Source organism: Mesorhizobium sp. M0954 (genome assembly GCF_040319155.1).
GTDB lineage: Bacteria > Pseudomonadota > Alphaproteobacteria > Rhizobiales > Rhizobiaceae > Mesorhizobium.
The window spans coordinates 234,696-257,434 of record NZ_JAMYNR010000001.1; the positions used below are offsets into that span (position 1 = coordinate 234,696).

Genomic DNA, 22,739 nt, shown 5'->3' on the forward strand with positions numbered 1-22,739 from the left:
GATCAGTCATGGCAGCTTCCATACTCATAGTCGATGACGATCCCGTGCAGCGCAGGCTGCTCGAGGCGGCGGTGACGAAATTCGGCCACACCGCGATCGTCGCCGATGGCGGCGAGGCCGGTCTCCATCTCGTCGACGGACCCAATGCGCGCGACGTGTCGGTGATCATCCTCGACCTGATGATGCCGGGCCTCGATGGCATCGGCGTGCTGAAGGCGATGCGCGAGCGTGGCATCCACATTCCCGTCATCGTGCAGACCGCACAGGGCGGCATCGAAACCGTCGTTTCGGCAATGCGTCACGGCGCCTTCGACTTCGTCGTCAAGCCGGCCTCTCCCGACAGGCTGCAGGCGTCGATCGGCAACGCCCTCAAGGTCGAAGCGCTCGAAGGCGAAGTGAAGCGCTCGTCACGGCAGCGCGGCGGCCATCTGACGTTCAAGGACATGATCACCCACAGTCCGGCGATGGATCGGGTGATCCGGCTCGGCAGCAAGGCGGCGGCGTCCAACATTCCGATCCTGATCGAAGGTGAATCCGGCGTCGGCAAGGAACTGGTGGCGCGCGCCATCCAGGGCAGCGGCGACCGCCGCTCGAAACCCTTCGTCACCGTCAATTGCGGCGCCATCCCCGACAATCTGGTCGAATCGATCCTGTTCGGGCACGAGAAGGGCTCGTTCACCGGCGCCACCGAAAAACATACCGGCAAGTTCGTCGAAGCGCACACCGGCACGCTGTTTCTTGACGAGATCGGCGACCTGCCGCTCGACGTGCAGGTCAAGCTGTTGCGCGCCGTACAGGACGGCGAGGTCGATCCGGTTGGCGGCCGCTTGACCGTCAGGGTCGACATCAGGCTGATCTCGGCAACCCATCGCAACCTGCTGCAGCAGGTCAAGGACGGCAAGTTCCGCGAGGACCTGTTCTACCGGCTGAACGTCTATCCGATCTTCGTGCCGCCATTGCGCGACCGTCGCGACGACATCCCCTATCTGGTCGAGCACTTCATGGAGAAGGTGGCGCCCGCCGATCCGCGCCACCGCCTGCGAGGCATCTCGGCTGCGGCGCTTGCCATGCTGCAGGCCTATGACTGGCCGGGCAACATAAGGCAGCTCGAAAACGCCGTCTTCCGGGCCTCGGTGCTCGCCGACGGCGACATGCTGACCGAAGAAGAATTCCCGCAGATCCGGGCGCAAGTCGAGGGCACGGTCAATCTCGATTCGGGTATCGCCTTGCCAGCTCCAGGGTGGCCAGCTTCAGGGGGGCCAACTCCAGGGTGGCCAGCTTCCGGAGTGGGTTCGGGCAGCCAGCCGCGCGACAACATATCGGCCGCTGGCGGCATCGCAGCCGCCGACGCCGATGCACCAGCCAAGCCTCGTTTCGGCACGCTGCGGGCGCTCGACGAGCGCGGCAATGTGCGTGCGCTGGCCGACGTCGAACTCGAAATGATCAAGCTCGCCATCGATCACTATAACGGCCAGATGAGCGAAGTCGCCCGCCGCCTCGGCATCGGCCGGTCGACGCTCTACCGCAAGCTCAAGGAATACGGCATCGACCCGGAAACCGGCCGCGTCGAACGGCTCGCTTCCTGAGTCACAGGGCCAAGCCGGTTCTCATCCGGACATCATTCCACGCAACTGCGCCTCGAAATGATGTGTTCGCCACAGTGTTCACGTATTAAGGCGGACGGTAACAGATCGTGTTTCGAGCTGGCGCCAAAACATGATCTAAACCAGCGGTTTACCAAGATATCCTGCGCAATATTTTTGGCGGGATATCGCCACCGTGTTACCGCATTTCGGCTTCAATAAGCGATGATTAACCATTAGGATCGATATTCGGATGCACACACCACGCATCCGTTTGGTCAAATCCGGGGACAAAACGGCAGCCTGCAAGGCCTTTTGATTTGAACAGAATCGAACGACACGAAAACGGGCGGCATTATCACATGAGCGTCTGGCCGAGATGGCTGGCAGCGGTGATTGTTGCCGTCGGGTTCCTTGCAGCGGCGGCAACCGGCGCCAGCGCCGAGACACGTTCGCTGAAGCTCTATCATCTCCACACGCATGAAAAGGCGGAGATCGTCTACAAGCGCAACGGCCGCTACGACCAGGCGGGCTTGCGAAAGATCAACATCATCCTGCGCGACTGGCGTCGCAACGAGCCGACCAAGATGGATCCGCGCCTGCTGGACCTGGTCTGGGAGGCCTATCGGGAGAGCGGCGCCACCGACTACATACAGGTCGTCTGCGGCTATCGTTCGCCGGCCACGAATTCGATGCTGCGCAGCCGCAGCAGGGGCGTCGCCGAAAAAAGCCAGCACATGCTCGGCAGGGCGATGGATTTCTATATTCCCGGCGTGCCGCTGAAGAAGCTGCGCGACGTCGGCCTCAGGATGCAGGGCGGCGGCGTCGGCTACTACCCCAGCTCCGGCTCGCCCTTCGTGCATATGGATGTCGGCAATGTGCGCCACTGGCCCGGCATCAGCCGCCAGGAACTGGCGCGCGTGTTCCCCAACGGCAAGACGCTGCATGTGCCGAGCGACGGCAAGCCGCTGCCTGGTTATCAACAGGCGCTCGCCTCCTACAAGGCCCGCAAGGGCGCCGGCGCACCGGCCATCGAACTGGCCAGCGCAAGCGGCGGCGGCAAAAAATCCCGTGGGTTCCTGGCAGCCTTGTTCGGCGGTGGCGACGACGAGGCGGACGACAGCGCCGACGTGGCGATGGCCGAGCCGGCGCCAAAGCCCCGTAACGTGAAGCCGGCGCCGTCCGCCAAGAGCAGCAACCTGCCTGGCATTGCCATCGTCGCGCCTCAGGATGCCAAGCGCGCTCAGATTCCGGAAGTCGCCGATGCTCCGGCGCCTGCGCCTGAACCGGAGGATGACACGCCGGAGACGATCATCGCGGCATTGCCTGCCCGCAGCATCCCGCTGCCGGATTTTGCTCCGCGCCCGAAGACGGACGTCGGCGGCCAGCCGCCTGAGAACGTTCCGTTCGGCGTGGCGGATGCGGCTGGATCGACTGAACAGGCGGTGGCGACCGCGCAAGCGCCGGCAAGTGTGGCGCCGGCAAATGTTCCGTTCGGCATAGCAGACCCGTCTGCTGCGGCCGGCCCGGTGCAGGTCGCTGCAAACAACATTCCCGTGCCGAGCTGGCGGCCCGATCATTCGCTGCCGGCCGATCTTTCGCCTGCTAGTCTTGCGCCGCAGGACAAGCAAGTGTTGCTGGCGCTGGCGAGTGCGGCCGAGCGGAGCAACACCGCCACCGACGCATTCTCGGTGTTGCCGTCGGCGCGGCCCGACAGTTCCCAGCCCGACGAGGTCAAGGCCGTTCTGGAAAGGGTCAGCGCGACCGACGAATACAAGGTCGCGTCGCTTTCCGAGCAAGCATCGGTGTTCGAGGAACCGGCGAGCGACGACGGGGCATCGAGCGACGGGGCATCGCCGCGCGAGGCCATCGTTGCCCGCCCGGCCGGCTCCGATCCGGCCGCCGTCATCGGTGCAGGCGTGAAGACCACACGCAAGGAACCCAGGGCCACCGCCCGCGACCTGAAGCCCGGCCCCAAGCCGGTGGTGGTCGCCGCCGCGCCGCAGGCCGCCCGGTGGGCGCTGCACAGCGGTGAGTATGTCGCAGCTGTTTCAGATGCGACAACGGCGCCGCGCTACGCCTACGACTTCGTCCGTACGGCACCGAGCGAGGTCTATACGATAGGCTTCCAGCCGGGCAACGAGATGGCCGACGCAAACCGGTTCACCGGCAAAGCCGTCAAGTTCATGTCGGTTGCCCGCTTCAAGACCGAGTAGGCCGCGCTGGGCACCTCGCGCGGCCTCCACCGCCGGCACTGGCTTCCTTCATCCAGGGATGCTAACCACTGGTCGGCATTCTCCCGCTTCGTCTAATGGTAGGACAGCGCCCTTTGAAGGCGTGAATCGTGGTTCGAGCCCATGAGCGGGAACCAGCCCGGCGAACCAGATCGGCGGCGGCTTTTGATGCAGAAGATGCTAGCGCCCGAGCTTGCTTGCCGCGCGCGCCAAGGCTTCGATCTCGTCCCATTTGCCGGCCTTGACCAGATCGTCCGGCGCCACCCAGGAACCGCCGACGCAGATGACGTTGGGCAGGCTGAGGTAGTCCGCGGCATTCTTGCCGGTGATACCGCCGGTCGGGCAGAATTTCACGTCGGCAAGCGGCGAGGCGAAAGCCTTGAGCGAAGCGATGCCGCCCGACTGTTCGGCCGGGAAGAATTTCAGAAAGCGCAGGCCGGCTTCGCGGGCGGCCATGACCTCTCCCGGCGTGATGGCGCCGGGCAGCAACGGCACGTCGCTGTCCTTGGCTGCCGCGAGAAGCTCGCGGGTGATGCCGGGGCTGACGATGAACTTCGAACCGGCGGCCGCCGCCTCGCCGAACTGCCGGGCGTCCAGGATGGTGCCGGCGCCGACGACGGCGTCTTCAACCTCGCCCGCCACCCGGCGGATCGCCTCCAGCGCGTCGGCGGTGCGCAGCGTGATCTCGATCGCCGGCAGGCCGCCGCGGGCCAGCGCCCGGGCCAGCGGCACCGCGTCGGCGGGATTGGCGATCTTCAGCACCGGTATGACCGGCTGGCCGTTGAGGAGCGACAGGAGCTTTTCGGTCGTGCTGGGCATTCGTCGTCTCTCTCCTCTGTTGATCAAGTCGACCGGTTAGCAGAAGGCGGTTTTTCTGTCCACGAAACGCGGCGTGTCGCGATGTCACGCGTGGTGTTCGAAACCTTCCGCGGTCAGACCGCTCCCGGCTCTGCCTTGATCCGGCTGTCGTGAGCGTCTAGTGGCTTGGTGATGACACTTCCCAGCCAAGCCTTCCGCGTTGCCGCGCTTTACCGCTTCGCCCGGCTCGACACCTTCGAGGCGCTGCGCGCGCCGCTCGCCGCCTTCTGCTGCGCACGCGGCATCAAAGGCACGCTGCTGTTGGCGCGTGAGGGCATCAACGGCACGGTCGCCGGCAGTGAACCGGCAATCGCGGCGCTCATCGATCATCTCGAATCCATCGACGGTCTCGCCGGCCTCGAGATCAAATACAGCAACGCCGCAACGATGCCGTTCCACCGCATGAAGGTGCGGTTGAAGCGCGAGATCGTCACCATGGGCGTGGAGAATATCGATCCGGCGGCAGGTGCAGGCACCTATGTCGCGCCGGCCGACTGGAATGCACTGATCTCGGATACGGGCACCATCGTCATCGACACGCGCAATGCCTACGAGGTGTCGCTCGGCACCTTCAAGGGCGCTGTCGATCCCGCCACCAACAGCTTCCGCGAATTCCCGGCCTGGGTCGAGCAGCATCGGCACGAGCTCGACCGGCGCAAGGTCGCCATGTTCTGCACCGGCGGCATTCGCTGCGAGAAAGCGACAGCCTATGTGAAGTCGCTCGGTTTGGAGGATGTGTTCCACCTCAAGGGCGGCATTCTGAAATATCTCGAGGATGTGCCCGCCGAACAGAGCCTCTGGCAAGGCGAATGCTTCGTCTTCGACGAGCGCGTTTCGGTATCGCACGGGCTGGTCGAAGGCGAGGCCGAACTCTGCCGCGCCTGCCGGCATCCGCTAGCCGCGGAAGACCGGCTGTCGCCGCAATATGCCACCGGCGTTTCATGCCCGCATTGCTTCGATGCCCGCTCGGACGAAGATCGCGCCCGCTACGCCGAGCGCCAGCACCAGGTCGAGCTGGCGCAAGCACGCGGCGACCGCCACATCGGAAGTTAGCTTCACGTTAAGCAACTTCACGTCAAGCAACAGAGAAACGATCGATGACCCACAGCCATGTCCAGTCGCTCTGCCGGCGCGCGACCTCGGTGGTGATGGTGCCGTCGGGAAGCCGGGTCGAGGTCAGCGCCAGGTCGCCATTGATGATAGCCGGGCGCTGATCTTCGGACTGAAATTTTCGGCCGGTTGCGGTGATCTCCGCGAACAGTGCCCGGATGGCTTCGCGGCCGAACGTCAGGTGTCCGCCACCGCTGTCGATGACTGCATGCGGCTCAAAAAGCGCGGCCATGCCGTCAATGTCTCCGACCCATTGCCGCGAAATCAACAGGCGCTCCAGCTCCTGGGGATCGCGTGCCGGCTGGCGGTCTGTCTCATCGGTCATGCCAGGCTCCTCTCAAGCGACATGCCGGACATTACTCGAAGTCGAAGCTGGTTTCGACACGTCCGATGTCCACAGCACCGCGCGTTTTTTGACGCGGAAGGAGGCTGCAGCACTATAATTTCCGCGTGAAATCCAAGCAGATGTCGGTGCGAGGTCATGCGTGGCAGCGGGCAAAAGGACGCGCCGCGTCATTGTAATGTCAAACTGCGGGACCTAGGTCTTCGACGTCGAAACCCTGCCCGCGCACCTTCGGCCGGGCCAATTCTGGAGGCATAGATGTTCGATCCCAAGAAGCTCCTCGACGATCTGCTCGGCTCGCAAGTCCCCGGCACCGGATCAACCGTCCGCTACAAGGCCGGGCAGGCGGTGCAGATGGCCAAGGACAATCCGCTTGCAGCCGGTGCGCTGGCCGCGGTGCTGCTCGGAACCGGCCCAGGCCGCCAGGTCACCGGTGCGGCGGTGAAGCTTGGTGGGTTGGCTGCGATCGGCGGCCTCGCCTACAAGGCCTACCAGAACTACAAGAACGGCAACGCGCCGGCCGAGACGCAAGCTGCAGGCGAACCGGAATTGCTGCCGCCGCCGGCCGATACCGCCTTCCATCCGTCGCAAGCGCCGCAGGGCGAAGACGAATTCACGCTGACGCTGGTCAGGGCGATGATCTCGGCGGCGAAGGCCGACGGTCACGTCGATGACGAAGAGCGGCAGAAGATCGCCGGCAAGCTCAGCCTCGCCGGCGTCGGCGCCGAAGCGGAGAAATTCCTGATGTCGGAACTGGAGGCGCCGCTCGATCTGGATGTGCTGATCGCCGGGGCCAAGACCGATGCGCAAAAGCTGGAACTCTACACCGCCTCGCGTCTTGCCATCGATCCGGACACGCGGGCCGAACGCGGCTATCTCGACCTGCTTGCCGGCCGTCTCGGCCTGCCGGATGCGCTGGTCGACCATGTCGAGGCGACGGTGACGGCGGCGAAGGTGCCGGTAGCGGGCAGCACGGCCAAGCCGGTCGCAGGCTCGCGCTGGTAGCTCGAAGAGGAAGCCTCGGAGCTCGGCGCCGTTGGCGTTAGCTTCTCGTTAATCCGGTGAGCGCATGATTTCAGTCAGTCGGATCGGCTTTCCTCCTCCCATGCCCGGTTCGGATCAGGGGCGGTCGCCAACGGCCGCCCTTTTTGTGAGCACAGGCTTTGGGCCGGCTTGCCATGGTTCCCGTCATTTGCGATGCCTCATCTCTTTCAGGGAGTACAGCCATGACCGACTATAAAACCGCCATCGTCACCGGCGCCGGCACGGGCATCGGCAAAAGCGTCGCCACGGCGCTGCTCAAGGCCGGCTGGAATACGGTCTTCTGCGGTCGCCGCAAGCCGGTGCTGGAGGATGCGATCGCCGCGGCCGGGCCGACGCAGGCCAAGGCATTGGCCTTCGCCTGCGACATCAGCAAGGCCGATCAGGTCGACGATCTGTTCGAGACGGTGGCGGCGGCTTTCGGGCGCGTCGACCTGCTCTTCAACAATGCCGGCACGAGCTACAAATCGACATTGATCGACGACATCCCGGTCGAAGTGTGGAACGACATCGTCGGGGTCAATCTCACCGGCTCGTTCCTGTGTGCTCGCGCCGCGTTCGGCGCCATGCGCAGGCAGCAGCCGATGGGCGGCCGCATCATCAACAACGGCTCGGTATCGGCCTATGCGCCACGGCCGGGCTCGGTGCCCTATACGGCGACCAAGCACGCCATCACCGGGCTGACCAAGACGCTGGCGCTGGACGGCAGGCCCTTCGACATTGCTTGCGGCCAGATCGACATCGGCAACGCGCTGACCGACATGGCGCAGGCGATGACGGTCGGCGTGCCGCAAGCCAACGGCACCATTGCCGCCGAAGCAGTGATGGATGTCGAGCGCGTCGCCGATGCCGTCCTCCATATGGCCAGCCTGCCGCTCGACGCCAACGTGCTGTTCATGACCGTGATGGCGACGAAGATGCCATTTGTCGGGCGAGGGTAGGCAACCGGTCCAGGTTGCATAAATGTCGTTGTCCCAAAACCGCTGCGCACTTTTGGGCGACATGCACAAGACTAGGCCGTAAACTCATAAATGCGGAATGACCGGGATAGGTGGAAAGCGGGCTTGGGATTTGTGGAAAGCGCTCATGGCGTATGTCATGCTAGAACTGCATTCATAGAGAATGGTTCCTGCATGAATTGGGAACAGATAGCATCGGATTTCGCTTGGGACGGCTACTGGCGAGACATCTACGTTCTGAACACGTCTGAGGCAGATTGGCAGGTCGTCTGGGACATCCTCCTCGAATGGACCCCGCCTGCGAGTTTCAGCGTCTCCGGCAAGATCGAGTCGATGCCTTTGGGCGTCGAAGCGGCCCTGGAAAGCGAAACTGGCAGCTTACTGTCTTTTTACGTCGGGCCAATCCAGCTTGCATGTCACTTCTTCAGCGCTGTCGAAATTGAGTTCGACTTCGATCCAAGGCAAGTCAGCGGAAAAACCGAGGTTGAGAAGCTTGACCGCTTTATGCGATTGCTCGGTGATGCTACTGGGAAGCAGATAATTCTCACGCAGGAAAATGATCAAGAGGCTATCATCGCCCGCTACTCTCCCGATCTTGAGAGTGTGGTCTGGACGGCACTTTCATAGCCAAATGTCTGCCTCCGCAGCGGACTTGATCAAAGATTTGCCTGAAGGTGCGATGCTGCTCGCCGACAAGGGCTACGATGCCAACGCATTGCGCACTGCCATCACCGACCAGAACACTTGGGCCAATATCCCGCCCAAAGCCTATCGCAAGGCCCCGATCTGCTTCAGCCCTTCCTATACAAAGCCCGTAACCTGATCGAGCGCTTCTTCAACAAAGCCAAACAGTTCCGTCGCATCGCGACGCGCTACGACAAGCTGGCTGAGAACTTTCTTGCCGCCCTAAAACTGGTCGCAATCCGCATCTGGCCACGTAGCTATGAGTCTACGTCCTAGGGCCGGGTGACCGGAAGCGGCACGCCGGGAAGATAGAGCGAAATCGGGCGGATTTCGTAGACGGCGGTCGGATTGACGCGGCGAAGGTCGCGCGCAATGTCGATGGCGGCGTCACGGTTGGCGCAGTCGACGACATAGAGCCCCAGCAATTGTTCCTTGGTCTCGGCAAAGGGGCCGTCGATAACCATTCCGGTGCCTGGCCCGCGCAAGGTGCAGGCGTCTTGTGTCGCGCCGAGCCGGGCCGCCGGCCCAAGGGTGCCTTGCCGGTAGAGCCGATCGTTGATCTGGAGAAGATCGGTCATCAGCGCCGCATCCTGCTCAGGCGTCAGTGCCGTGATCGCTTCTTCCTCGTGATAGGCAAGAATGGCATAGAACATCTGGCGTCTCCTTTCGTCGTCCTCACTTCGCCAGGAACGCCTCGATCCGCTCCAGCGCGCGCAGGATGTTCTCTTCGGAATTCGCGTAGGACAGCCTGACATAGCCTTCGCCGAGAATGCCGAAATCGGGGCCGCCGATCAGCGCCACGCCGGCATCCTCGAGCAGCGCCGAGGCGAGCTTCTTGGCCTTCCAGCCGGTCTTGGAAACATTGGGGAAGGCATAGAAGGCGCCTTTCGGCGTGATGCATGAAACGCCCGGCAAGGCATTCAACCCCTCGACCGCGACCTTCCTGCGGCGGTCGAAGGCGCGCATCATCTTGTCGACGTCGTCCTGCGGGCCGTCGATGGCGGCTATGCCGGCATACTGGCTCGGCGCGTTGACGCAGGACCAGCAATTGACCGCCAGCTTGCGCACCTTGTCATAGAGATGCGCGCCCTTGTCGCCGTTCGGCCAGATCGACCAGCCCATGCGCCAGCCGGTCATCGCCCAGGTCTTCGACCAGCCGTTGAGCACGATCAGCCGATCACGGATTTCGGGGAAGGCGAGCAGCGAACAGTGCGTCTCGCCGTCATAGGTCATCACGTCGTAGATCTCGTCGGAGAGGATGGCGACGTCCGGGTGCGCTTGCAGCCCCTTGACCAGCTTTTCAATCTCGGCGCGCGGCGTGACGCCGCCGGTCGGGTTGGCGGGCGAGTTGAGGATCAGCAGCCTGGTCTTCGGGGTGATCAGCGCCAGTGTCTCCGCGGCCGAAAAGGCAAAGCCGTTCTCCTCGCGCATCGGCACCGGGATGGGGGCAGCACCGGTGAACTCGATCATCGAGCGGTAGATCGGAAAGCCGGGATCGGGATAGAGGATTTCGGCGCCCGGCTCGCCGAACATCAGGATCGCCGCGAACATGGTCGGCTTGCCGCCGGGCAGGATCATCACCGCTTCGGGCGAGACTTCGACGCCGGTGGTGGCCAGCGTGCGGCGTACCACCGCTTCGCGCGTCGCCAGCAGGCCGTTGGCCGGCGTATAGCCGTGATGGCCATCGCGCAGCGCCTTGATCGCGGCCTCGACGATGTGCTGCGGCGTCTTGAAGTCGGGCTGGCCGATGCCGAGATTGACAATATCGCGGCCCTGGTGGGCAAGTGCCGTGGCACGCGCCAGCACCGCGAACGCATTTTCCTCGCCGAGGCGGTCGAAGGCCGAAATCGTGTGGAGCATTTTTCCCGTCCGTGTGGTTCTTTCAGCGAGCGTGCGTTTTTGTGAGCGTCCGCCCGCAAAAGTCAAACGGATTGGAGTTTTCGGTGTCGGAAAATCTCAAGAATTGGCAACCGCGCCCGCGGCCCGAACGCAAGGTGCTGGAGGGGCGAACTGTCAGGCTGGAGCCGCTCAACGCCGAAAAACACGGTGACGGCCTGTTCGAGGCCTCGTCGGTGGCCGATGCCGGCGGCCGCTTCGCCTGGCTGCCAGACTACCCGCCGGAGAGCCGTGCCGCCTTCCAGCCGTGGCTGGACAAGGCAGAAGCCAGCGAGGACCCGCTGTTCTTCACGGTCATCGACAAGGCCAGCGGCAAGGTCGCCGGGCGCCAGACGCTGATGCGCATCGACGCCGCCTACGGCGTCATCGAGATCGGCAACATCTATTGGGGCCCGTTGATCTCGCGAAAGCCGGCGGCGACGGAAGCGCAGTTCCTGTTCATGAAGTATGTCTTCGACGAGCTTGGCTACCGCCGCTACGAATGGAAATGCAACAATCGCAACGAGCCGTCGAAGCGCGCGGCGGAACGTTTCGGCTTCAAGTTCGAGGGCATTTTCCGTCAGCATCTTGTGGTCAAGGGCGAAAACCGCGATACCGCGTGGTATTCGATCATCGACAAGGAATGGCCTGATCTGCGCAGAGCCTATGAAGCGTGGCTCGATCCGGCCAATTTCGACAGCGATGGCCAGCAGAAGCGGCGGCTCGAGGATTTTCGCGCCGAGTTCGGCGCCTGACCATGCTCCCGAAAAGTGGTATCCGGTTTTCGGATAGGATTATGGTCAAACGAGAAGACAGAGCCTCCATCCCGAGTCTGCCGGGATAGATCAGGCTCTAGCAGGGGCTATAGATGGCGCATACCCACGACCACGCTGCGCAGGGCCACGACCACAGCCATGGCGCAGGTCATGTGCACGGCTCGACCGACAAGAAGCGCGTGCTGATCGCTGCCTGCCTGACCGCCGGCTTCATGGTCGCGGAGACGCTGGGCGCCATCTTCACCGGTTCACTGGCGCTGCTGGCGGATGCCGGCCATATGCTTGCCGATTGCGTCGCGCTCGGCCTTGCCTGGTATGCCTTTCACCTTGCGAGCCGGCCGGCGACCGTGCGCCTCACCTACGGCTTCGGCCGGGTCAAGACACTGGTCGCCTACACCAACGGCATCGCCATCTTCGCCATTGCGCTGTGGATCGTCTATGAGGCCTGGGGGCGTTTGCTGACCCCTGAGCCCGTGCTCGGCGGGCCGATGCTGGTCGTTGCCATCGCCGGCCTGCTGGTCAATCTCGGCTCGTTCTACGTGCTGCATGGCGGCGACCACGGCAGCCTGAATATGCGCGGCGCCATCCTGCACGTGCTCGGCGACCTGCTCGGCTCGGCAGCGGCGATCGTCGCGGCGCTGGTGATCCTGGCGACGGGCTGGACGCCCATCGATCCGATCCTGTCGATCCTGGTCTCGCTGCTGATCCTGTCCACGGCCTGGTCGCTGATGCGCGAAGCCGCCCACGTCCTGCTCGAGGGCGTGCCGGCAAGCCTCGACCGCGACCTGATCGCCAGGGACATCGAGGCGACAATCAAGGGCGTGCGCGAGGTGCATCACATGCATGTCTGGTCGATCGACGGTTCCAGCAACATGGCGACGTTGCATGCCTGCCTCAATGACGGCGTCGACGCGCATATGGCGGTCAGCGCGATCAAGAAGCGGCTTGCGGCGGAACATGGCATAGCCCATGCCACGGTTGAACCGGAATTCGGCCGATGTGCGGACAGCCATGAGCATGATGACGAGCACGATCACGCGCATGATGCGGCACCGCACCGCGGCCATTAGCACTGACTTCGGGAGTTCTGGGCATTGGCAACGATCGACATGAACTCTCGCCACCCTGGCGCCGCGTAATGGACCGCGACACCCGCAATGCGGCGATCGGCGCCGCCTGGGTTTTGCTGCTGTTCGGCATCGCAGCCTATTATCTTCCAACAGTGATGCTGGCGGTCGGCAAGGTCTCGACGGTGCTTGCCGGTGTCGTCGCGGCGATCTTCATGGTGGCAATCTTCGTCGTGTTCTGGCTGCGTAGCCGCAGCCAGCGCAAAAAGGGAAAGTGACATGCGCATTCTGATTACCGGCGCGGCAGGCATGGTCGGCCGCAAACTCATCGCCAGGTTGGCCAAGGACGGGACGCTCGGCGGCCGCAAGATCGCCGCGCTCGACCTTCATGATATCGTGCCGCCGCAAGCGCCGGTGCTCGAAGGTGTCAGCATTACCCTCCACACCGGCGACCTTGTCGCACCGGGAGCGACCGCAAATCTGGTCGCGCCGCGCCCCGACGTGATCTTCCATCTCGCCGGCGTGGTGTCGGGTGAGGCGGAGGCTAATTTCGATCTCGGCTATCGCGTCAATCTCGACGGCACAAGGGCGCTGTTCGATGCCATCCGCTTGGCCGCCTATACGCCACGCGTCGTCTTCACCTCGTCGATCGCCGTGTTCGGCGCACCGTTTCCCGACATCATTCCGGACGAGTTCCACCCGACGCCGCTGACCTCCTACGGCACGCAGAAGCTGATCGGCGAGGCGCTGCTTGCCGACTATACGCGCCGCGGTTTCTTCGACGGCATCGGCATCAGGCTGCCGACCATCTGCGTCAGGCCGGGAAAGCCGAACAAGGCGGCCTCAGGGTTCTTCTCCGGTATCATCCGCGAGCCGCTGAGCGGCCATGAAGCGATCCTGCCGGTGCCGCGCTCAGTCGTCCACACACACGCCAGCCCGCGTTCGGCGGTGAATTTCCTGATCCATGCGGCTCAGATCGACGGCAGTGCCGTCGGCCCGCGCCGCAACCTGGCGATGCCGGGCGTCGCCGTCAGCGTCGGCGAACAGATCGAAGCGCTGGAACGTGTCGCCGGCGCCAAGGCGGTGAAACTGATCCGCGAGGAGCCCGACGAGACGATCTGGGCGATCGTCAAGGGCTGGCCGACGCGCTTCGAGGCGCGGCGCTCGAGGGAGCTTGGCTTTGCCGCCGAAACGAGCTTCGACGAGATCATCCGCGTCCATATCGAAGACGAGTTGGGGGGCAATATCCCTAGTTAAAGCGCCCCGATCGGACGCAACGAGGTCAGGCGCCAGTCAGGCTGGCCGAAAGCAGCAGCAGGCCGAACAGGAAGACGAAGGCGGCGCCGCCGATCTCGACGAAGGAATGGATGCGGTTGCCCATGCGGCCGTCGCCGGCGAAATACACCGCCCAGTTCTTGGCGGTCACCGCAAGCGTCGCCAGGGCCGAGACGGTGATTGCGGTGCCGAGCGCCATGGCCAGCACCGAAAGGATGCCGCCGAACCATAGCCCGTTCAGCAAGGCGAAGCTCAGCACGATCAGCGCGCCGGAACAGGGGCGGATACCGACGGCAGCGACCGCCGACCAGGCCGTGCGCCAATCGAAGCGATCACCGGAAAGCAGCGCCGGGTCGGGGGCATGCGAGTGTCCGCACGTCTCGCAGACCTCGCCCGCCGCATGGCTGTGGTGATCGTGCGCAGCATGGGCGTGGTCGTGGGCGCCGTGGTCATGCGCATGATCGTGGTGGTCATGCGCATCAAGCGCGTGGGAATGTGCCGCATGGGCATGCGCGGAATGTGAATGGCCGGCATGTGAATGGCCGGCATGGGCAGCCGAGAGGCTGTAGCCCGGATTTGCGCCGAACAGGCGAAGGATGGCCGGGCCGGCCTTGCGCCACAGCAGCCAGGCGCCGAACAGAGTGACGAAGACATAGCTCATGATTTCAAGGAACCATGCGGCGTCTGTCATCGAGACGGCAGTGCCGCGCAGCAAGAAATAGGCGACCAGCATCACCACGATCGCGGTCAGCGCCTGCAGCAGGGCCGAGACGAAGGACAGCATGATGCCGCGCCGGAGCGCCACTTCATTGGCCACCATGTAGGAAGAGATCACCGCCTTGCCGTGACCGGGGCCGGCGGCGTGGAAAATGCCATAGGCAAAGGACAGGCCGATGAGCAGCCACAACTTGCTGCCGTCCTGGCGCATCGCCTTCATCGCGCCGGCAAGCGCATGATAGAATTCCTGCTGGCGCAGATTGATCCACATCAGGATGTGGGCGAACGGGCCGGTGGCGGTTGGAGCCATGCCGTCATTGGTGCCGATGCCGAGTGAACTCTGGGCGTGGGCGGAGCCGAGAAAGTGCGTCATCACAAAGGCGGCGGCCAGAAGACCGAATGCCAAACGCAGGGACGGTTTGGTCACTGGATCTATCCTTCCGGCTGACAGGTCAGTTCAAGCTTGGTGGCAAAGATCTTGCTCATGTCGGTGCCTGTCGGATCGTTGAAGAAGGCCTCGGTCAGGGTCTTCTGGTTCTGGGCGATCGCCTCGTCCGGGTTCGGGCGGACAACCTTGCTGGTGCAGGTCGGCGGCAACCCATCGACCTGCAGATTGGCATCCTCGGTGAAATCGATCGCGGTGTAGAAGGTCGGGTCGTAGACGCCGATATCTATCTTGCCGCTCAGTTTGATCGGTACCTTCGGTTCAGATTCAAACAGGATGATCAACTGGTCATTGTCGAAATTGGCCATCAAATGCGGCGGCGGGGTCATTGCCACGTCCTTGCCGTCGACGGTGACGAGCTGGAAATAGTTGAATTCGGCAAGCGAGGCATGGACGGTGTCGGCGACATCCTTCAGCTCCTTGTCGTCGAGTTTCAGGTCGGAATTCTTGTCGAACTCCATCATCACCGTGCTCGAAAACAAATCGTCGAAGCGCCAGACATGGCGCAATGCCTTCACAGTTTGGTGATCCGGGCCGAGGACCACTTCGAGGCGGGCTTCGGCGAAGACGTGGGGATGCACCTCAGCCGGTCCGACGGCGGCAAACGTCGCGGTCAAGGCCGAAGCCAGCATCATTGCTTGCCGTTTCAGGTGCATTCTCGGTCGCGATTCAATCGGCTTCGGTGAATTGCCGACAGTTACCAGAAAGCGGGCGAAAATGGGACCGCAACGCGGCTGAAAGCTCATGCGTTGTCCAGCGTCTTGAACCACTGCACCAGGAAGTCGACGAAAACGCGAACTTTTGCAGGCAGATAGCGCCGGTGCGGATAGACGGCAAAAATGCCGCCGCCGGGCAGAATGCGGTCATCCAGCGCAGTCAGCAGCTTGCCGCTTTCGATGTCGGGCGCGGCGATGAAATCCGGCAGGACGGAAAATCCCAATCCAGCCACGGCAGCGGCCCTTGCCGCCATCGGGCTGTTGACCTCGATCGGGCCGGAAACCGAAACGCTCACCGTATCGCCGCTGTCGCCTTTGAACGGCCAGTTGGTGAGCCAGCGCCCATTGGTGTCGATGATGCAAGGCACGCGGGCAAGGTCTTGCGGCCTGACCGGCATGCCGTGCCTGGCGATCAGTTCAGGAGACGCGCAAAGCCGTACCGAAAATGGCGCCAGGCGCCTGGCGATCAACGAGGAATTTTCCAGCCGCGAAATGCGCACCGCCAGATCGAAGCCCTCCTCGACCAGATCGACGAAACGGTCGTCGAGATGGATGTCGAGCACGATGTCGGGGTGCTGCTTGGCGAAGTCGATCAGCGACTGGCCGATCGGCGCGTCGGCAAAGGTGCGCGGCGCCGACAGCTTGATCCTGCCGCGCACGTCGCCGGAGGATTCGCGCACCGCATCGGCAAGGCTGTCGACCTCGCGCACGATCTCCGAGGCGCGCCGGTAATAGGTGTGGCCGGCCTCGGTCAGGGAAAACTGCCTGGTGGTGCGGTTGAGCAGCAGCGCGCCGAGCTCGTCCTCCAGCTCGCGCACATATTTCGACAATAGCGCCTTCGAGCGGCCGATCTTGCGCGCCGCCGCCGAAAATCCTTCGGCCTCGACCACGTCGATGAAGGCGCGCATGCGGGTCAGCGTATCCATGTCATGCGCCTCCTTGGTGGGCCGAAAGGATGCGGGCGGCCAGCGCAATCAACTGCCGGTCGCTGTTCTTCGGACCGAGCAGCGAAAGGCCGAACGGCGCCCCGCCGGTCTTGCCGAGCGGCAGCGTGATTTGCGGAAAGCCGGACAGGCCGGAAAGGCAGAGCAGTCTCAGCGCCCGCTCGCGATAGGTCTGCAAATCGTCGAATGACGCGGCCTTGAGCGGCGCGGCACCAGGAGCGGTCGGAAGCACAAGAACGCCGTCGTCGCCAAGCAGGCCGGCCAGTTCGAGGCGAAACGAAACGCGACGTTCCGTTTCACATTGCGCGGTTGCCGCGTCGATTGTCGCGCCGTGCTCGAAACGCTCCTTGACACCGGGTCCCAGCATGCGGTCGCCGCCGGCGATCCAGGCGCCGTGACTTTGCCAGGCTTCATAGCCTTGCAGCTTGCGGAAGCACCAATAGAGATCGTCGGTCGAATGCGACAGCGGGCCGACGCTGCGCGGTGCGCCCAGCACCGAAGCGACACTGCGGAGCATGGCGCGATATTCGTCGGCCTCGTGCGGGCCGAGCACGAGGCCGTCCAGCGCAGCGAGAGCGACGGGGCGTCTCAGTTCGTGGGAATGCGGATCGTCGCCGAGCAGCGCCGTGCCGACCTTTTCGTAGATGACGATGTCGCTTGCGAACCAGCCGAACGTGTCCAGCGAAGGCGCCAGCGGCATGGTGCCGTCGAGCGGGATGCGGCCATGCGTCGTCCTGAGGCCGATCAGGCCGCAGAAGCTTGCCGGCGCTCGGATCGAGCCGCCGGTGTCCGATCCGGTTGCAATGTCGGCCAGCCCGCCGGCGACTGCCGCGGCAGAACCGGAGGACGAGCCGCCGGTGACGCGGTCGGGTGCTGCCGGGTTGATGGGCGACGGGAAATGCGCGTTCAGCCCCAGCAGGGAAAATGCGAGTTCGTCGGTCTGCGTCTTGCCGACGAAGCGGGCGCCCGAATCAAGCAGCGCCTGGACGGCCGGCGCGGTCGCCATGGCCGGTGAAGCGTCCCGGTATTTCTGCGGATTGCCGCAGCCGGTGCGGTAGCCGGCGACGTCGAAGATGTCCTTTACGGCAAGCCGCAAGCCGGCAAGCGGGCCGGATTTCGCATTGGCTACAGGGGTTTGATCAAGGTCGAGAAAAGCGTTCAGCGGGCCGCGAGTGCCTGTCATGCGTTCGATATCCGGATGTGCTTGCCGCAGCATTTTTCTTCTGGTTGCCGCAGCATTGTTCGATGCCACAAATTTTACAACCTGCCATACGATTTTTATTGATTGTGAAATCTTTCGATCTTATATCGCGCTTGCCCAAAGTCGCACGTGCCTGTGGGTGTCCGCCGATCCTCGAATGGTGAGGGTAATCGGTAAGGTAACTGGAGCCAACCCCTCCAGTCGGTTTAGCGGCCAACCGCCAACCGAGGACACCTTGAAGCAACGACGGTGCGGGCCTTTCTGGTGTTCTGCCGGTCGTCCAAAGATCGGGGTTACTGAAGAGGCACACCTTCATTGCCGGCAGTGCGGACGGGTCTCCCATCCAAGCCAAGGCAGACAAAGCGAACCGAGGCCGGGCAAGGCCAAGGTTCACCGCCGCGAGACGGCGCTTCATGGTTCCGGGGTCTCCACCGGCTGGTTCCATGGATTTCCGTCCCGCCTTTGTCCACCGCGTGTTCGCGAGGCCGAGAGCCCGCGTCCGCAAGCCTTTGTGCGCGCCGAAAGGCGCTGATGGAGAGACCCGATGGCTACCCAGCGCATCCTTGACTTTCTCGCCACCCGACGTCCGAACGGCCCGTGCCTCGTCGTCGACCTCGATGTCGTGCGCGACAATTTCCGTGCTTTCGAGAAGGCGCTTCCCGATTCCAAGATCTACTATGCGGTGAAAGCAAATCCGGCGCCGGAAATCCTGCGCCTGCTTGCTGCGATGGGCTCGTCCTTCGACACCGCTTCCGTTGCCGAAGTCGAGATGGCGATGGACGCCGGTGCGCCGGCGGACCGCATCTCCTTCGGCAACACCATCAAGAAGGAGCGCGACATCCAGCGCGCCTACCAGCTCGGCATCAAGCTGTTTGCGGTGGACTGCGTCGAGGAAGTCGAGAAGATCGCTCGCGTCGCTCCCGGCGCCCGCGTGTTCTGCCGCGTCCTGACCGATGGCGAGGGCGCCGAATGGCCGCTGTCGCGCAAGTTCGGCTGTGTGCCGGCAATGGCAGTCGACGTGCTGCGCCATGCCAGGGCGCTCGGCCTCGACGCCTATGGCGTGTCATTCCATGTCGGCTCGCAGCAGACCGACCTGACCGCCTGGGACCGCGCGCTGGCAGACGCCAAGAAGGTGTTCGCGACGCTCGCCGACGAAGGCATCGTGCTGAAGATGGTCAATATGGGCGGCGGCTTCCCGACCCGCTATCTCAGGGACGTGCCGGTGGCGCAGGCCTATGGCCAGGCGATCTTCTCGGCGCTCAGGAAGCATTTCGGCAACGCCATCCCCGAGACGATCATCGAGCCGGGCCGCGGCATGGTCGGCAATGCCGGGGTGATCAAATCGGAGGTCGTGCTGATCTCGAAGAAGGCCGACAACGACAATGTGCGCTGGGTGTTCCTCGACATCGGCAAGTTCGGCGGTCTCGCCGAGACGATGGACGAGGCGATCCGCTACCCGATCGTCACCGCGCATGACGGCAGCGAGACCGCGCCTTGCGTGCTCGCCGGCCCGACCTGCGATTCGGCCGACGTGATGTACGAAAAGACGCCGTACCCGCTGCCCTTGTCGCTGACCATCGGCGACGAGGTGCTGATCGAGGGCACCGGCGCCTACACGACGACCTACGCCTCTGTCGCCTTCAACGGCTTCGAGCCTCTCCGATCCTACGTGATCTGAGGGCTCGCAAGAGTTGCTCAGATCATCCCCGGTGGGCCCCTGTCGCCCGCCCGGGCTCGCCTGTGGAAACAATCCGCTTGTGAAGGATCGCGGAAATGAACATTGCAGATCTCATCGTTGAAGGCGTGGGAATCTCCCCCCTCGAGGGGGAGATGGCCGCGAAGCGGCCGGAGGGGGTCGGTTCGACTGGACTCGGCCTACTGCCGCAGATGGAGGCCGGCGCTTCACGCGCGACAACCCCCTCTGTCGCCTTCGGCGACATCTCCCCCTCGAGGGGGGAGATTGCGGTCGTCGCCGAAAGCGCCGCCGACGTCCCGGCGCGCGAGGCTTTGCTCGATCGCGCCATGGGGCCGAAGCGCCGGAAGAAGTCGTCGGAAAAGCTGCGGCGCGGCCGCCGGCCTTCGGAGGGCCTGGCCTTTGTCGCGCGCGATGCGTCGGGCACTGTTGCCGGCACGGTGCGGCTGTGGGACGTGGTGCTGGGCGAGGGCGGCAAGGCAGCGCTGCTGCTCGGCCCGCTTGCGGTCGACCCGGCGCTGAAAAATGCCGGCATCGGCTCGGCGCTGATGCGCCATGCGGTCACTGAGGCCGAGAGGCTTGGCCATGCGGCGATCCTGCTGGTCGGCGACGCGCCCTATTACGAGCGCTTCGGTTTTTCGGCCGCAAAGACCGGCTCGATGGCCATGCCGGGGCCTTACGAGCGGCACCGCCTGCTGGCGCGGGAACTGGTTGTCGGCGCGCTCGACGGCGCGCAAGGCACTCTGAAGGCGGCAGGGCGCAAGCTGAAGGCACAGAGGCTGCCGCTCGCTGCGTGACGGATCAGAAACAAGCCGCCCATTGCACGGCGGCTTATTTTCATCCCTGACCGGAGTGGATCAGCCGATCAGCTGGCTCAGCGCCATGGCGACGCTCATGTCGCCTTCGACCTTTATCTTGCCGGACATGAAGGCCATCGTCGGGTTGAGGTCGCCTGATATCAGCGAGTCCAGATCGTCGAGCGACAGCTTTATGGTGCAATCGGCCGGCGCATCGGTGGTCGAGACATCGGCGCCGTCGATAACGATGACGCCGTCGCTGCCGGTGTCGAATTTCACCGAGCGATCGAACCCGGCACTCGCCACGCGCGACCTGATGTTGTCGGCAATCTCCTGAACGCTCATGGCGGTTCTCCTCGTCTGCTTGCGTTTGTCGCGCGCCGGCGCTTCGATCTGGCCGAAGCCGCTTGCCTGGTTTTACAGCCACGGCCGCCGGCGCATATAGCTTCGGGTTGACGTTTACGTCAACGCAGTTCCCCGAGGTGAAGATGGGCTTTATCGCCGCAGCATCACGCGGGCATGGTTGCCGGTGCTGTCCTTCGCCAAATTCAGGGATGCTGTGCTGGTGCCGAGCATGAACGTGCAATCGGCGGCCGAGACCTTCCAGCGCGCCGGCGCCCAGGAATTGGCGGTGGTCGAGGATTTCACCGATCGCAAGGTGGTCGGGCTGCTGACCGAAGGCCACCTGATGCGGCGCTATGCCGAGGAACTCGACAAGTCGCGGCCGGATCTGTCGGGCGAGGGGTAGCCGCGTCCTGTCCGGATAGCGATGCGACACACATGTCGGCTGCTGCGTAAGGAGGGCTCACGTCAACGGCCCGCTAATCGCCGGCTCCGAAATCCGATTGCGCGAACTGTCTTCTTCCTTGTGGAAGAGTGTCTTGAAGAAAAAAGCGTCGGGAACCGCCTTGATTACTTTTGCGATCACGGCGATCGCGAGCACGGCAAACGCTAGGCGACCGAGAAGCACGCTCGTAACATCAGCGCCAAGCGTGACGACGACCAACGTATCCTCAATGAGGCTATGGGCAAAACCCATGAACACGCAGGCAAGGAATATCTGACGCGGCTCCGCGCTAGGCGTGCGCGCCTCGCGGATCAGCAGTCCTGCGCCATAGGAAATCCCGAGAAACAGGCCGACAGCGGCGAAAGGTACCGTCTGCTTTTCGATGCCGGCGAGCCGAAAGAGCGGTGCAAGCCCTCTGTTCATCCACTCCAAAATGCCCGACATCTTTAGAAGCTCGATCACCCAGCTCAGCGCAAGCAGAACAACGAGCATGATGCCCAGGGTTTTGAGCGTACCCAGGAGAAAGCCGCCCCAGTCGGTGCTTTCATTCGTCGGCATCCACGCCGGCTTCACCGGTCCTGACAGCCATCCGGTCACGGCGAATATCTGATGCAGAAGGACAGCAAAGACCAAACCCCCGCCAATACGAAGCGCCGCGGTGACCAGGAAGCTCGGCCCGGCCCTCTGAATGATCCGTTGCTCGATCGGAATGGCATGTGCAAACAGCAAGAGAGCCGAAAGAACCGTCATGTCGGCAGTGCTGAGCGCCGAAACCGGAACCAAGGTGAATACGATCACAAGCGCGCCCCAGATCCCGACCAGCAATCCCGTCAGCCAGGCAAAGGCGAGTTCCGGTGGCAACCCCACCTGCAACATGAGCGGGGAGAAGAACGGAGAAATCGCCTGGATGACGCCAAGGTCCTGCAGCAGCCGCGTGGCAATCGCAACCGGAACGATCACGCGAACCAGTTCCCAATAGATTTCAAGCGTCTCCAATGTCTTGCGATAGAAGGCGACGCAAATTGCCATCATGCTGCTCCATCATCCCTGGAGCCATCTGAGTAGCGTGAGACGCTTCGCATTTGTGGTCAAAGTTTGCGATTCCGTGCAATAAAATTGCAACGCACCGACGCTGAGCGCGACCAACATGGACAAGATCGACAGAAGGCTTCTCAACCTGCTCCAGGATGATGCCTCACGAACTAACGCCAAACTGGCGGGGTTAATCGGGCTTTCCCCTTCGAGCTGCCTGCGCCGCATACGACGACTGAAGAAAAGTGGTGTCATCAGCCGCGTCGTCGCGCTTCTCGCACCGGCAAAGGCTGGCCGGGGCTTGAAGGCGATCGTCATCGTCGAACTGGAGCGTCATGGTGAGCAGTATATGCGGGACTTTCTCGAGTTGGCCGCCCAGGAACCGGCCGTCACTCAGGCCTACAGTGTAAGCGGCGAAACCGATGCCGTCCTCATGCTCCGCCTGACGGATATGGAAGAGTTCGATGCACTGTGCGAGCGACTGTTCCGAGACCGAAGCAACGTCGCGCGATACCACACGATGTTCGTGATCCGAACGGCCAAAGAAGTGACCGCAATTCCACTGTAGTGTTCGGGTTATGATAGACCTGCTGGGCCGCGAA

At 63.4% G+C, this 22,739-nt stretch carries 23 protein-coding genes, 1 tRNA gene and 2 pseudogenes; 16 read left to right on the plus strand and 10 right to left on the minus strand.

What is annotated here, in order from left to right; translation table 11 throughout:
- Positions 1-8 precede the first annotated feature (8 nt).
- The 3 genes from NKH93_RS01135 (at position 9) to NKH93_RS01145 (ending at position 3,954) form a co-directional block, all read left to right on the plus strand.
- The gene (locus NKH93_RS01135; RefSeq protein WP_352918238.1) at positions 9-1,586 is read left to right on the plus strand and encodes a sigma-54-dependent transcriptional regulator; all 1,578 of its coding nucleotides are present in this window, start codon (positions 9-11) and stop codon (positions 1,584-1,586) included.
- Between the two features lie 359 nt (positions 1,587-1,945).
- Positions 1,946-3,799 carry a peptidoglycan L,D-endopeptidase MepK gene (gene mepK / locus NKH93_RS01140; RefSeq protein ID WP_352918237.1) on the plus strand — a complete coding sequence of 618 codons (1,854 nt, stop codon included), beginning with the start codon at positions 1,946-1,948 and terminating at the stop codon, positions 3,797-3,799.
- A gap of 81 nt (positions 3,800-3,880) precedes the next feature.
- A tRNA-Gln gene (locus tag NKH93_RS01145) sits at positions 3,881-3,954 on the plus strand.
- 43 nt (positions 3,955-3,997) lie between these two features.
- Here NKH93_RS01145 and NKH93_RS01150 read toward each other — a convergent pair.
- Positions 3,998-4,636, minus strand: a complete 639-nt coding sequence (locus NKH93_RS01150; protein ID WP_352469543.1) for a 2-dehydro-3-deoxy-phosphogluconate aldolase — start codon at positions 4,634-4,636, stop codon at positions 3,998-4,000.
- A gap of 171 nt (positions 4,637-4,807) precedes the next feature.
- Here NKH93_RS01150 and trhO point away from each other — a divergent pair, with 171 nt between their 5' ends.
- Entirely contained in the window at positions 4,808-5,728 is a 921-nt protein-coding gene (gene trhO, locus NKH93_RS01155) for an oxygen-dependent tRNA uridine(34) hydroxylase TrhO (RefSeq protein ID WP_502896418.1), read from the plus strand.
- A 22-nt stretch (positions 5,729-5,750) separates the two neighbouring features.
- Here the strand turns inward: trhO and NKH93_RS01160 are convergent, their stop codons facing one another.
- On the minus strand, positions 5,751-6,110 hold the full coding sequence (locus NKH93_RS01160) for a YybH family protein (RefSeq protein WP_352968924.1): 360 nt from the start codon (positions 6,108-6,110) through the stop codon (positions 5,751-5,753).
- Positions 6,111-6,386: 276 nt separating this feature from the next.
- On the opposite strand from NKH93_RS01160, the gene NKH93_RS01165 reads away from it, so the two are divergent.
- The 4 genes and pseudogenes from NKH93_RS01165 to NKH93_RS01180 form a co-directional block, all read left to right on the plus strand.
- Complete coding sequence (locus NKH93_RS01165; protein WP_352918231.1) at positions 6,387-7,133, plus strand: tellurite resistance TerB family protein; 747 nt, start codon at positions 6,387-6,389, stop codon at positions 7,131-7,133.
- 221 nt (positions 7,134-7,354) lie between these two features.
- Positions 7,355-8,110: an SDR family oxidoreductase gene (locus tag NKH93_RS01170; RefSeq protein ID WP_352478254.1), complete on the plus strand. Its 756-nt coding sequence runs from the start codon at positions 7,355-7,357 to the stop codon at positions 8,108-8,110.
- Positions 8,111-8,302: 192 nt separating this feature from the next.
- Positions 8,303-8,755: a hypothetical protein gene (locus NKH93_RS01175; RefSeq protein WP_023680980.1), complete on the plus strand. Its 453-nt coding sequence runs from the start codon at positions 8,303-8,305 to the stop codon at positions 8,753-8,755.
- Positions 8,756-8,780: 25 nt separating this feature from the next.
- Positions 8,781-9,088, plus strand: a pseudogene (locus NKH93_RS01180) (transposase); the annotation flags it as partial.
- On the opposite strand, the gene NKH93_RS01185 reads toward NKH93_RS01180, so the two are convergent.
- Both NKH93_RS01185 and NKH93_RS01190 read right to left on the minus strand, forming a co-directional pair.
- Positions 9,085-9,465, minus strand: a complete 381-nt coding sequence (locus NKH93_RS01185) for a YciI family protein (protein WP_254816974.1) — start codon at positions 9,463-9,465, stop codon at positions 9,085-9,087. The pseudogene NKH93_RS01180 and the gene NKH93_RS01185 sit on opposite strands and share 4 nt — an antisense overlap.
- A gap of 22 nt (positions 9,466-9,487) precedes the next feature.
- Entirely contained in the window at positions 9,488-10,672 is a 1,185-nt protein-coding gene (locus tag NKH93_RS01190) for a pyridoxal phosphate-dependent aminotransferase (protein WP_352918230.1), read from the minus strand.
- Positions 10,673-10,755: 83 nt separating this feature from the next.
- Here NKH93_RS01190 and NKH93_RS01195 point away from each other — a divergent pair, with 83 nt between their 5' ends.
- The 4 genes from NKH93_RS01195 (at position 10,756) to denD (ending at position 13,787) form a co-directional block, all read left to right on the plus strand.
- Positions 10,756-11,442, plus strand: coding sequence for a GNAT family N-acetyltransferase (locus NKH93_RS01195; protein ID WP_352918228.1), 687 nt, complete (start codon positions 10,756-10,758; stop codon positions 11,440-11,442).
- A 113-nt stretch (positions 11,443-11,555) separates the two neighbouring features.
- Positions 11,556-12,533, plus strand: a complete 978-nt coding sequence (locus NKH93_RS01200) for a cation diffusion facilitator family transporter (RefSeq protein WP_352918227.1) — start codon at positions 11,556-11,558, stop codon at positions 12,531-12,533.
- Between the two features lie 68 nt (positions 12,534-12,601).
- Positions 12,602-12,808 (plus strand): hypothetical protein, encoded by a 207-nt coding sequence (locus NKH93_RS01205; RefSeq protein ID WP_352448198.1) that lies wholly within the window; start codon positions 12,602-12,604, stop codon positions 12,806-12,808.
- A 1-nt stretch (position 12,809) separates the two neighbouring features.
- Positions 12,810-13,787: a D-erythronate dehydrogenase gene (denD, locus tag NKH93_RS01210; RefSeq protein WP_352918226.1), complete on the plus strand. Its 978-nt coding sequence runs from the start codon at positions 12,810-12,812 to the stop codon at positions 13,785-13,787.
- A 25-nt stretch (positions 13,788-13,812) separates the two neighbouring features.
- Here denD and NKH93_RS01215 read toward each other — a convergent pair whose 3' ends face one another.
- The 4 genes from NKH93_RS01215 to NKH93_RS01230 all read right to left on the minus strand — a co-directional run bounded on the left by NKH93_RS01215 (position 13,813) and on the right by NKH93_RS01230 (position 17,810).
- Entirely contained in the window at positions 13,813-14,958 is a 1,146-nt protein-coding gene (locus NKH93_RS01215) for a nickel/cobalt transporter (protein WP_352539487.1), read from the minus strand.
- Positions 14,955-15,623, minus strand: coding sequence for a DUF1007 family protein (locus NKH93_RS01220; RefSeq protein WP_352564924.1), 669 nt, complete (start codon positions 15,621-15,623; stop codon positions 14,955-14,957). The genes NKH93_RS01215 and NKH93_RS01220 overlap by 4 nt, the downstream gene beginning before the upstream one ends.
- Positions 15,624-15,709: 86 nt before the next feature.
- Positions 15,710-16,609 carry a LysR family transcriptional regulator gene (locus NKH93_RS01225; RefSeq protein ID WP_352469556.1) on the minus strand — a complete coding sequence of 300 codons (900 nt, stop codon included), beginning with the start codon at positions 16,607-16,609 and terminating at the stop codon, positions 15,710-15,712.
- A 1-nt stretch (position 16,610) separates the two neighbouring features.
- Complete coding sequence (locus tag NKH93_RS01230; protein ID WP_352918225.1) at positions 16,611-17,810, minus strand: amidase; 1,200 nt, start codon at positions 17,808-17,810, stop codon at positions 16,611-16,613.
- Between the two features lie 562 nt (positions 17,811-18,372).
- On the opposite strand from NKH93_RS01230, the gene odc2 reads away from it, so the two are divergent.
- Positions 18,373-19,506, plus strand: a complete 1,134-nt coding sequence (gene odc2 / locus NKH93_RS01235) for an ornithine/lysine decarboxylase (protein WP_352612858.1) — start codon at positions 18,373-18,375, stop codon at positions 19,504-19,506.
- 209 nt (positions 19,507-19,715) lie between these two features.
- Positions 19,716-20,318 (plus strand): GNAT family N-acetyltransferase, encoded by a 603-nt coding sequence (locus NKH93_RS01240; protein WP_352918374.1) that lies wholly within the window; start codon positions 19,716-19,718, stop codon positions 20,316-20,318.
- A gap of 60 nt (positions 20,319-20,378) precedes the next feature.
- Here NKH93_RS01240 and NKH93_RS01245 read toward each other — a convergent pair whose 3' ends face one another.
- Positions 20,379-20,663 carry an SCP2 sterol-binding domain-containing protein gene (locus NKH93_RS01245; protein WP_352448193.1) on the minus strand — a complete coding sequence of 95 codons (285 nt, stop codon included), beginning with the start codon at positions 20,661-20,663 and terminating at the stop codon, positions 20,379-20,381.
- A gap of 202 nt (positions 20,664-20,865) precedes the next feature.
- Here NKH93_RS01245 and NKH93_RS01250 point away from each other — a divergent pair.
- Positions 20,866-21,066, plus strand: a pseudogene (locus tag NKH93_RS01250) (chloride channel protein); the annotation flags it as partial.
- 57 nt (positions 21,067-21,123) lie between these two features.
- Here the strand turns inward: NKH93_RS01250 and NKH93_RS01255 are convergent.
- Positions 21,124-22,134, minus strand: a complete 1,011-nt coding sequence (locus NKH93_RS01255; RefSeq protein ID WP_352918372.1) for a nucleoside recognition domain-containing protein — start codon at positions 22,132-22,134, stop codon at positions 21,124-21,126.
- A gap of 118 nt (positions 22,135-22,252) precedes the next feature.
- Here NKH93_RS01255 and NKH93_RS01260 point away from each other — a divergent pair, with 118 nt between their 5' ends.
- A complete protein-coding gene (locus NKH93_RS01260; RefSeq protein ID WP_352918224.1) occupies positions 22,253-22,705 on the plus strand; it encodes an Lrp/AsnC family transcriptional regulator in 453 nt (150 codons plus the stop codon).
- The last annotated feature ends 34 nt before the right edge of the window (positions 22,706-22,739 follow it).

What these genes read in the sequence shown, in the direction of transcription:
- NKH93_RS01240 (WP_352918374.1), top strand. Translation starts at nt 19,716, where the DNA reads ATGGAGGCCGGCGCTTCACGCGCGACAACCCCCTCTGTCGCCTTCGGC.
- NKH93_RS01255 (WP_352918372.1), bottom strand. Translation starts at nt 22,134, where the DNA reads ATGGCAATTTGCGTCGCCTTCTATCGCAAGACATTGGAGACGCTTGAA.
- NKH93_RS01205 (WP_352448198.1), top strand. Translation starts at nt 12,602, where the DNA reads ATGGACCGCGACACCCGCAATGCGGCGATCGGCGCCGCCTGGGTTTTG.
- NKH93_RS01190 (WP_352918230.1), bottom strand. Translation starts at nt 10,672, where the DNA reads ATGCTCCACACGATTTCGGCCTTCGACCGCCTCGGCGAGGAAAATGCG.
- NKH93_RS01175 (WP_023680980.1), top strand. Translation starts at nt 8,303, where the DNA reads ATGAATTGGGAACAGATAGCATCGGATTTCGCTTGGGACGGCTACTGG.
- trhO (WP_502896418.1), top strand. Translation starts at nt 4,808, where the DNA reads ATGACACTTCCCAGCCAAGCCTTCCGCGTTGCCGCGCTTTACCGCTTC.
- NKH93_RS01225 (WP_352469556.1), bottom strand. Translation starts at nt 16,609, where the DNA reads ATGGATACGCTGACCCGCATGCGCGCCTTCATCGACGTGGTCGAGGCC.
- NKH93_RS01245 (WP_352448193.1), bottom strand. Translation starts at nt 20,663, where the DNA reads ATGAGCGTTCAGGAGATTGCCGACAACATCAGGTCGCGCGTGGCGAGT.
- NKH93_RS01160 (WP_352968924.1), bottom strand. Translation starts at nt 6,110, where the DNA reads ATGACCGATGAGACAGACCGCCAGCCGGCACGCGATCCCCAGGAGCTG.
- NKH93_RS01200 (WP_352918227.1), top strand. Translation starts at nt 11,556, where the DNA reads ATGGCGCATACCCACGACCACGCTGCGCAGGGCCACGACCACAGCCAT.
- NKH93_RS01185 (WP_254816974.1), bottom strand. Translation starts at nt 9,465, where the DNA reads ATGTTCTATGCCATTCTTGCCTATCACGAGGAAGAAGCGATCACGGCA.
- NKH93_RS01170 (WP_352478254.1), top strand. Translation starts at nt 7,355, where the DNA reads ATGACCGACTATAAAACCGCCATCGTCACCGGCGCCGGCACGGGCATC.
- mepK (WP_352918237.1), top strand. Translation starts at nt 1,946, where the DNA reads ATGAGCGTCTGGCCGAGATGGCTGGCAGCGGTGATTGTTGCCGTCGGG.
- NKH93_RS01230 (WP_352918225.1), bottom strand. Translation starts at nt 17,810, where the DNA reads ATGACAGGCACTCGCGGCCCGCTGAACGCTTTTCTCGACCTTGATCAA.
- odc2 (WP_352612858.1), top strand. Translation starts at nt 18,373, where the DNA reads ATGGCTACCCAGCGCATCCTTGACTTTCTCGCCACCCGACGTCCGAAC.
- NKH93_RS01260 (WP_352918224.1), top strand. Translation starts at nt 22,253, where the DNA reads ATGGACAAGATCGACAGAAGGCTTCTCAACCTGCTCCAGGATGATGCC.
- denD (WP_352918226.1), top strand. Translation starts at nt 12,810, where the DNA reads ATGCGCATTCTGATTACCGGCGCGGCAGGCATGGTCGGCCGCAAACTC.
- NKH93_RS01135 (WP_352918238.1), top strand. Translation starts at nt 9, where the DNA reads ATGGCAGCTTCCATACTCATAGTCGATGACGATCCCGTGCAGCGCAGG.
- NKH93_RS01220 (WP_352564924.1), bottom strand. Translation starts at nt 15,623, where the DNA reads ATGCACCTGAAACGGCAAGCAATGATGCTGGCTTCGGCCTTGACCGCG.
- NKH93_RS01165 (WP_352918231.1), top strand. Translation starts at nt 6,387, where the DNA reads ATGTTCGATCCCAAGAAGCTCCTCGACGATCTGCTCGGCTCGCAAGTC.
- NKH93_RS01150 (WP_352469543.1), bottom strand. Translation starts at nt 4,636, where the DNA reads ATGCCCAGCACGACCGAAAAGCTCCTGTCGCTCCTCAACGGCCAGCCG.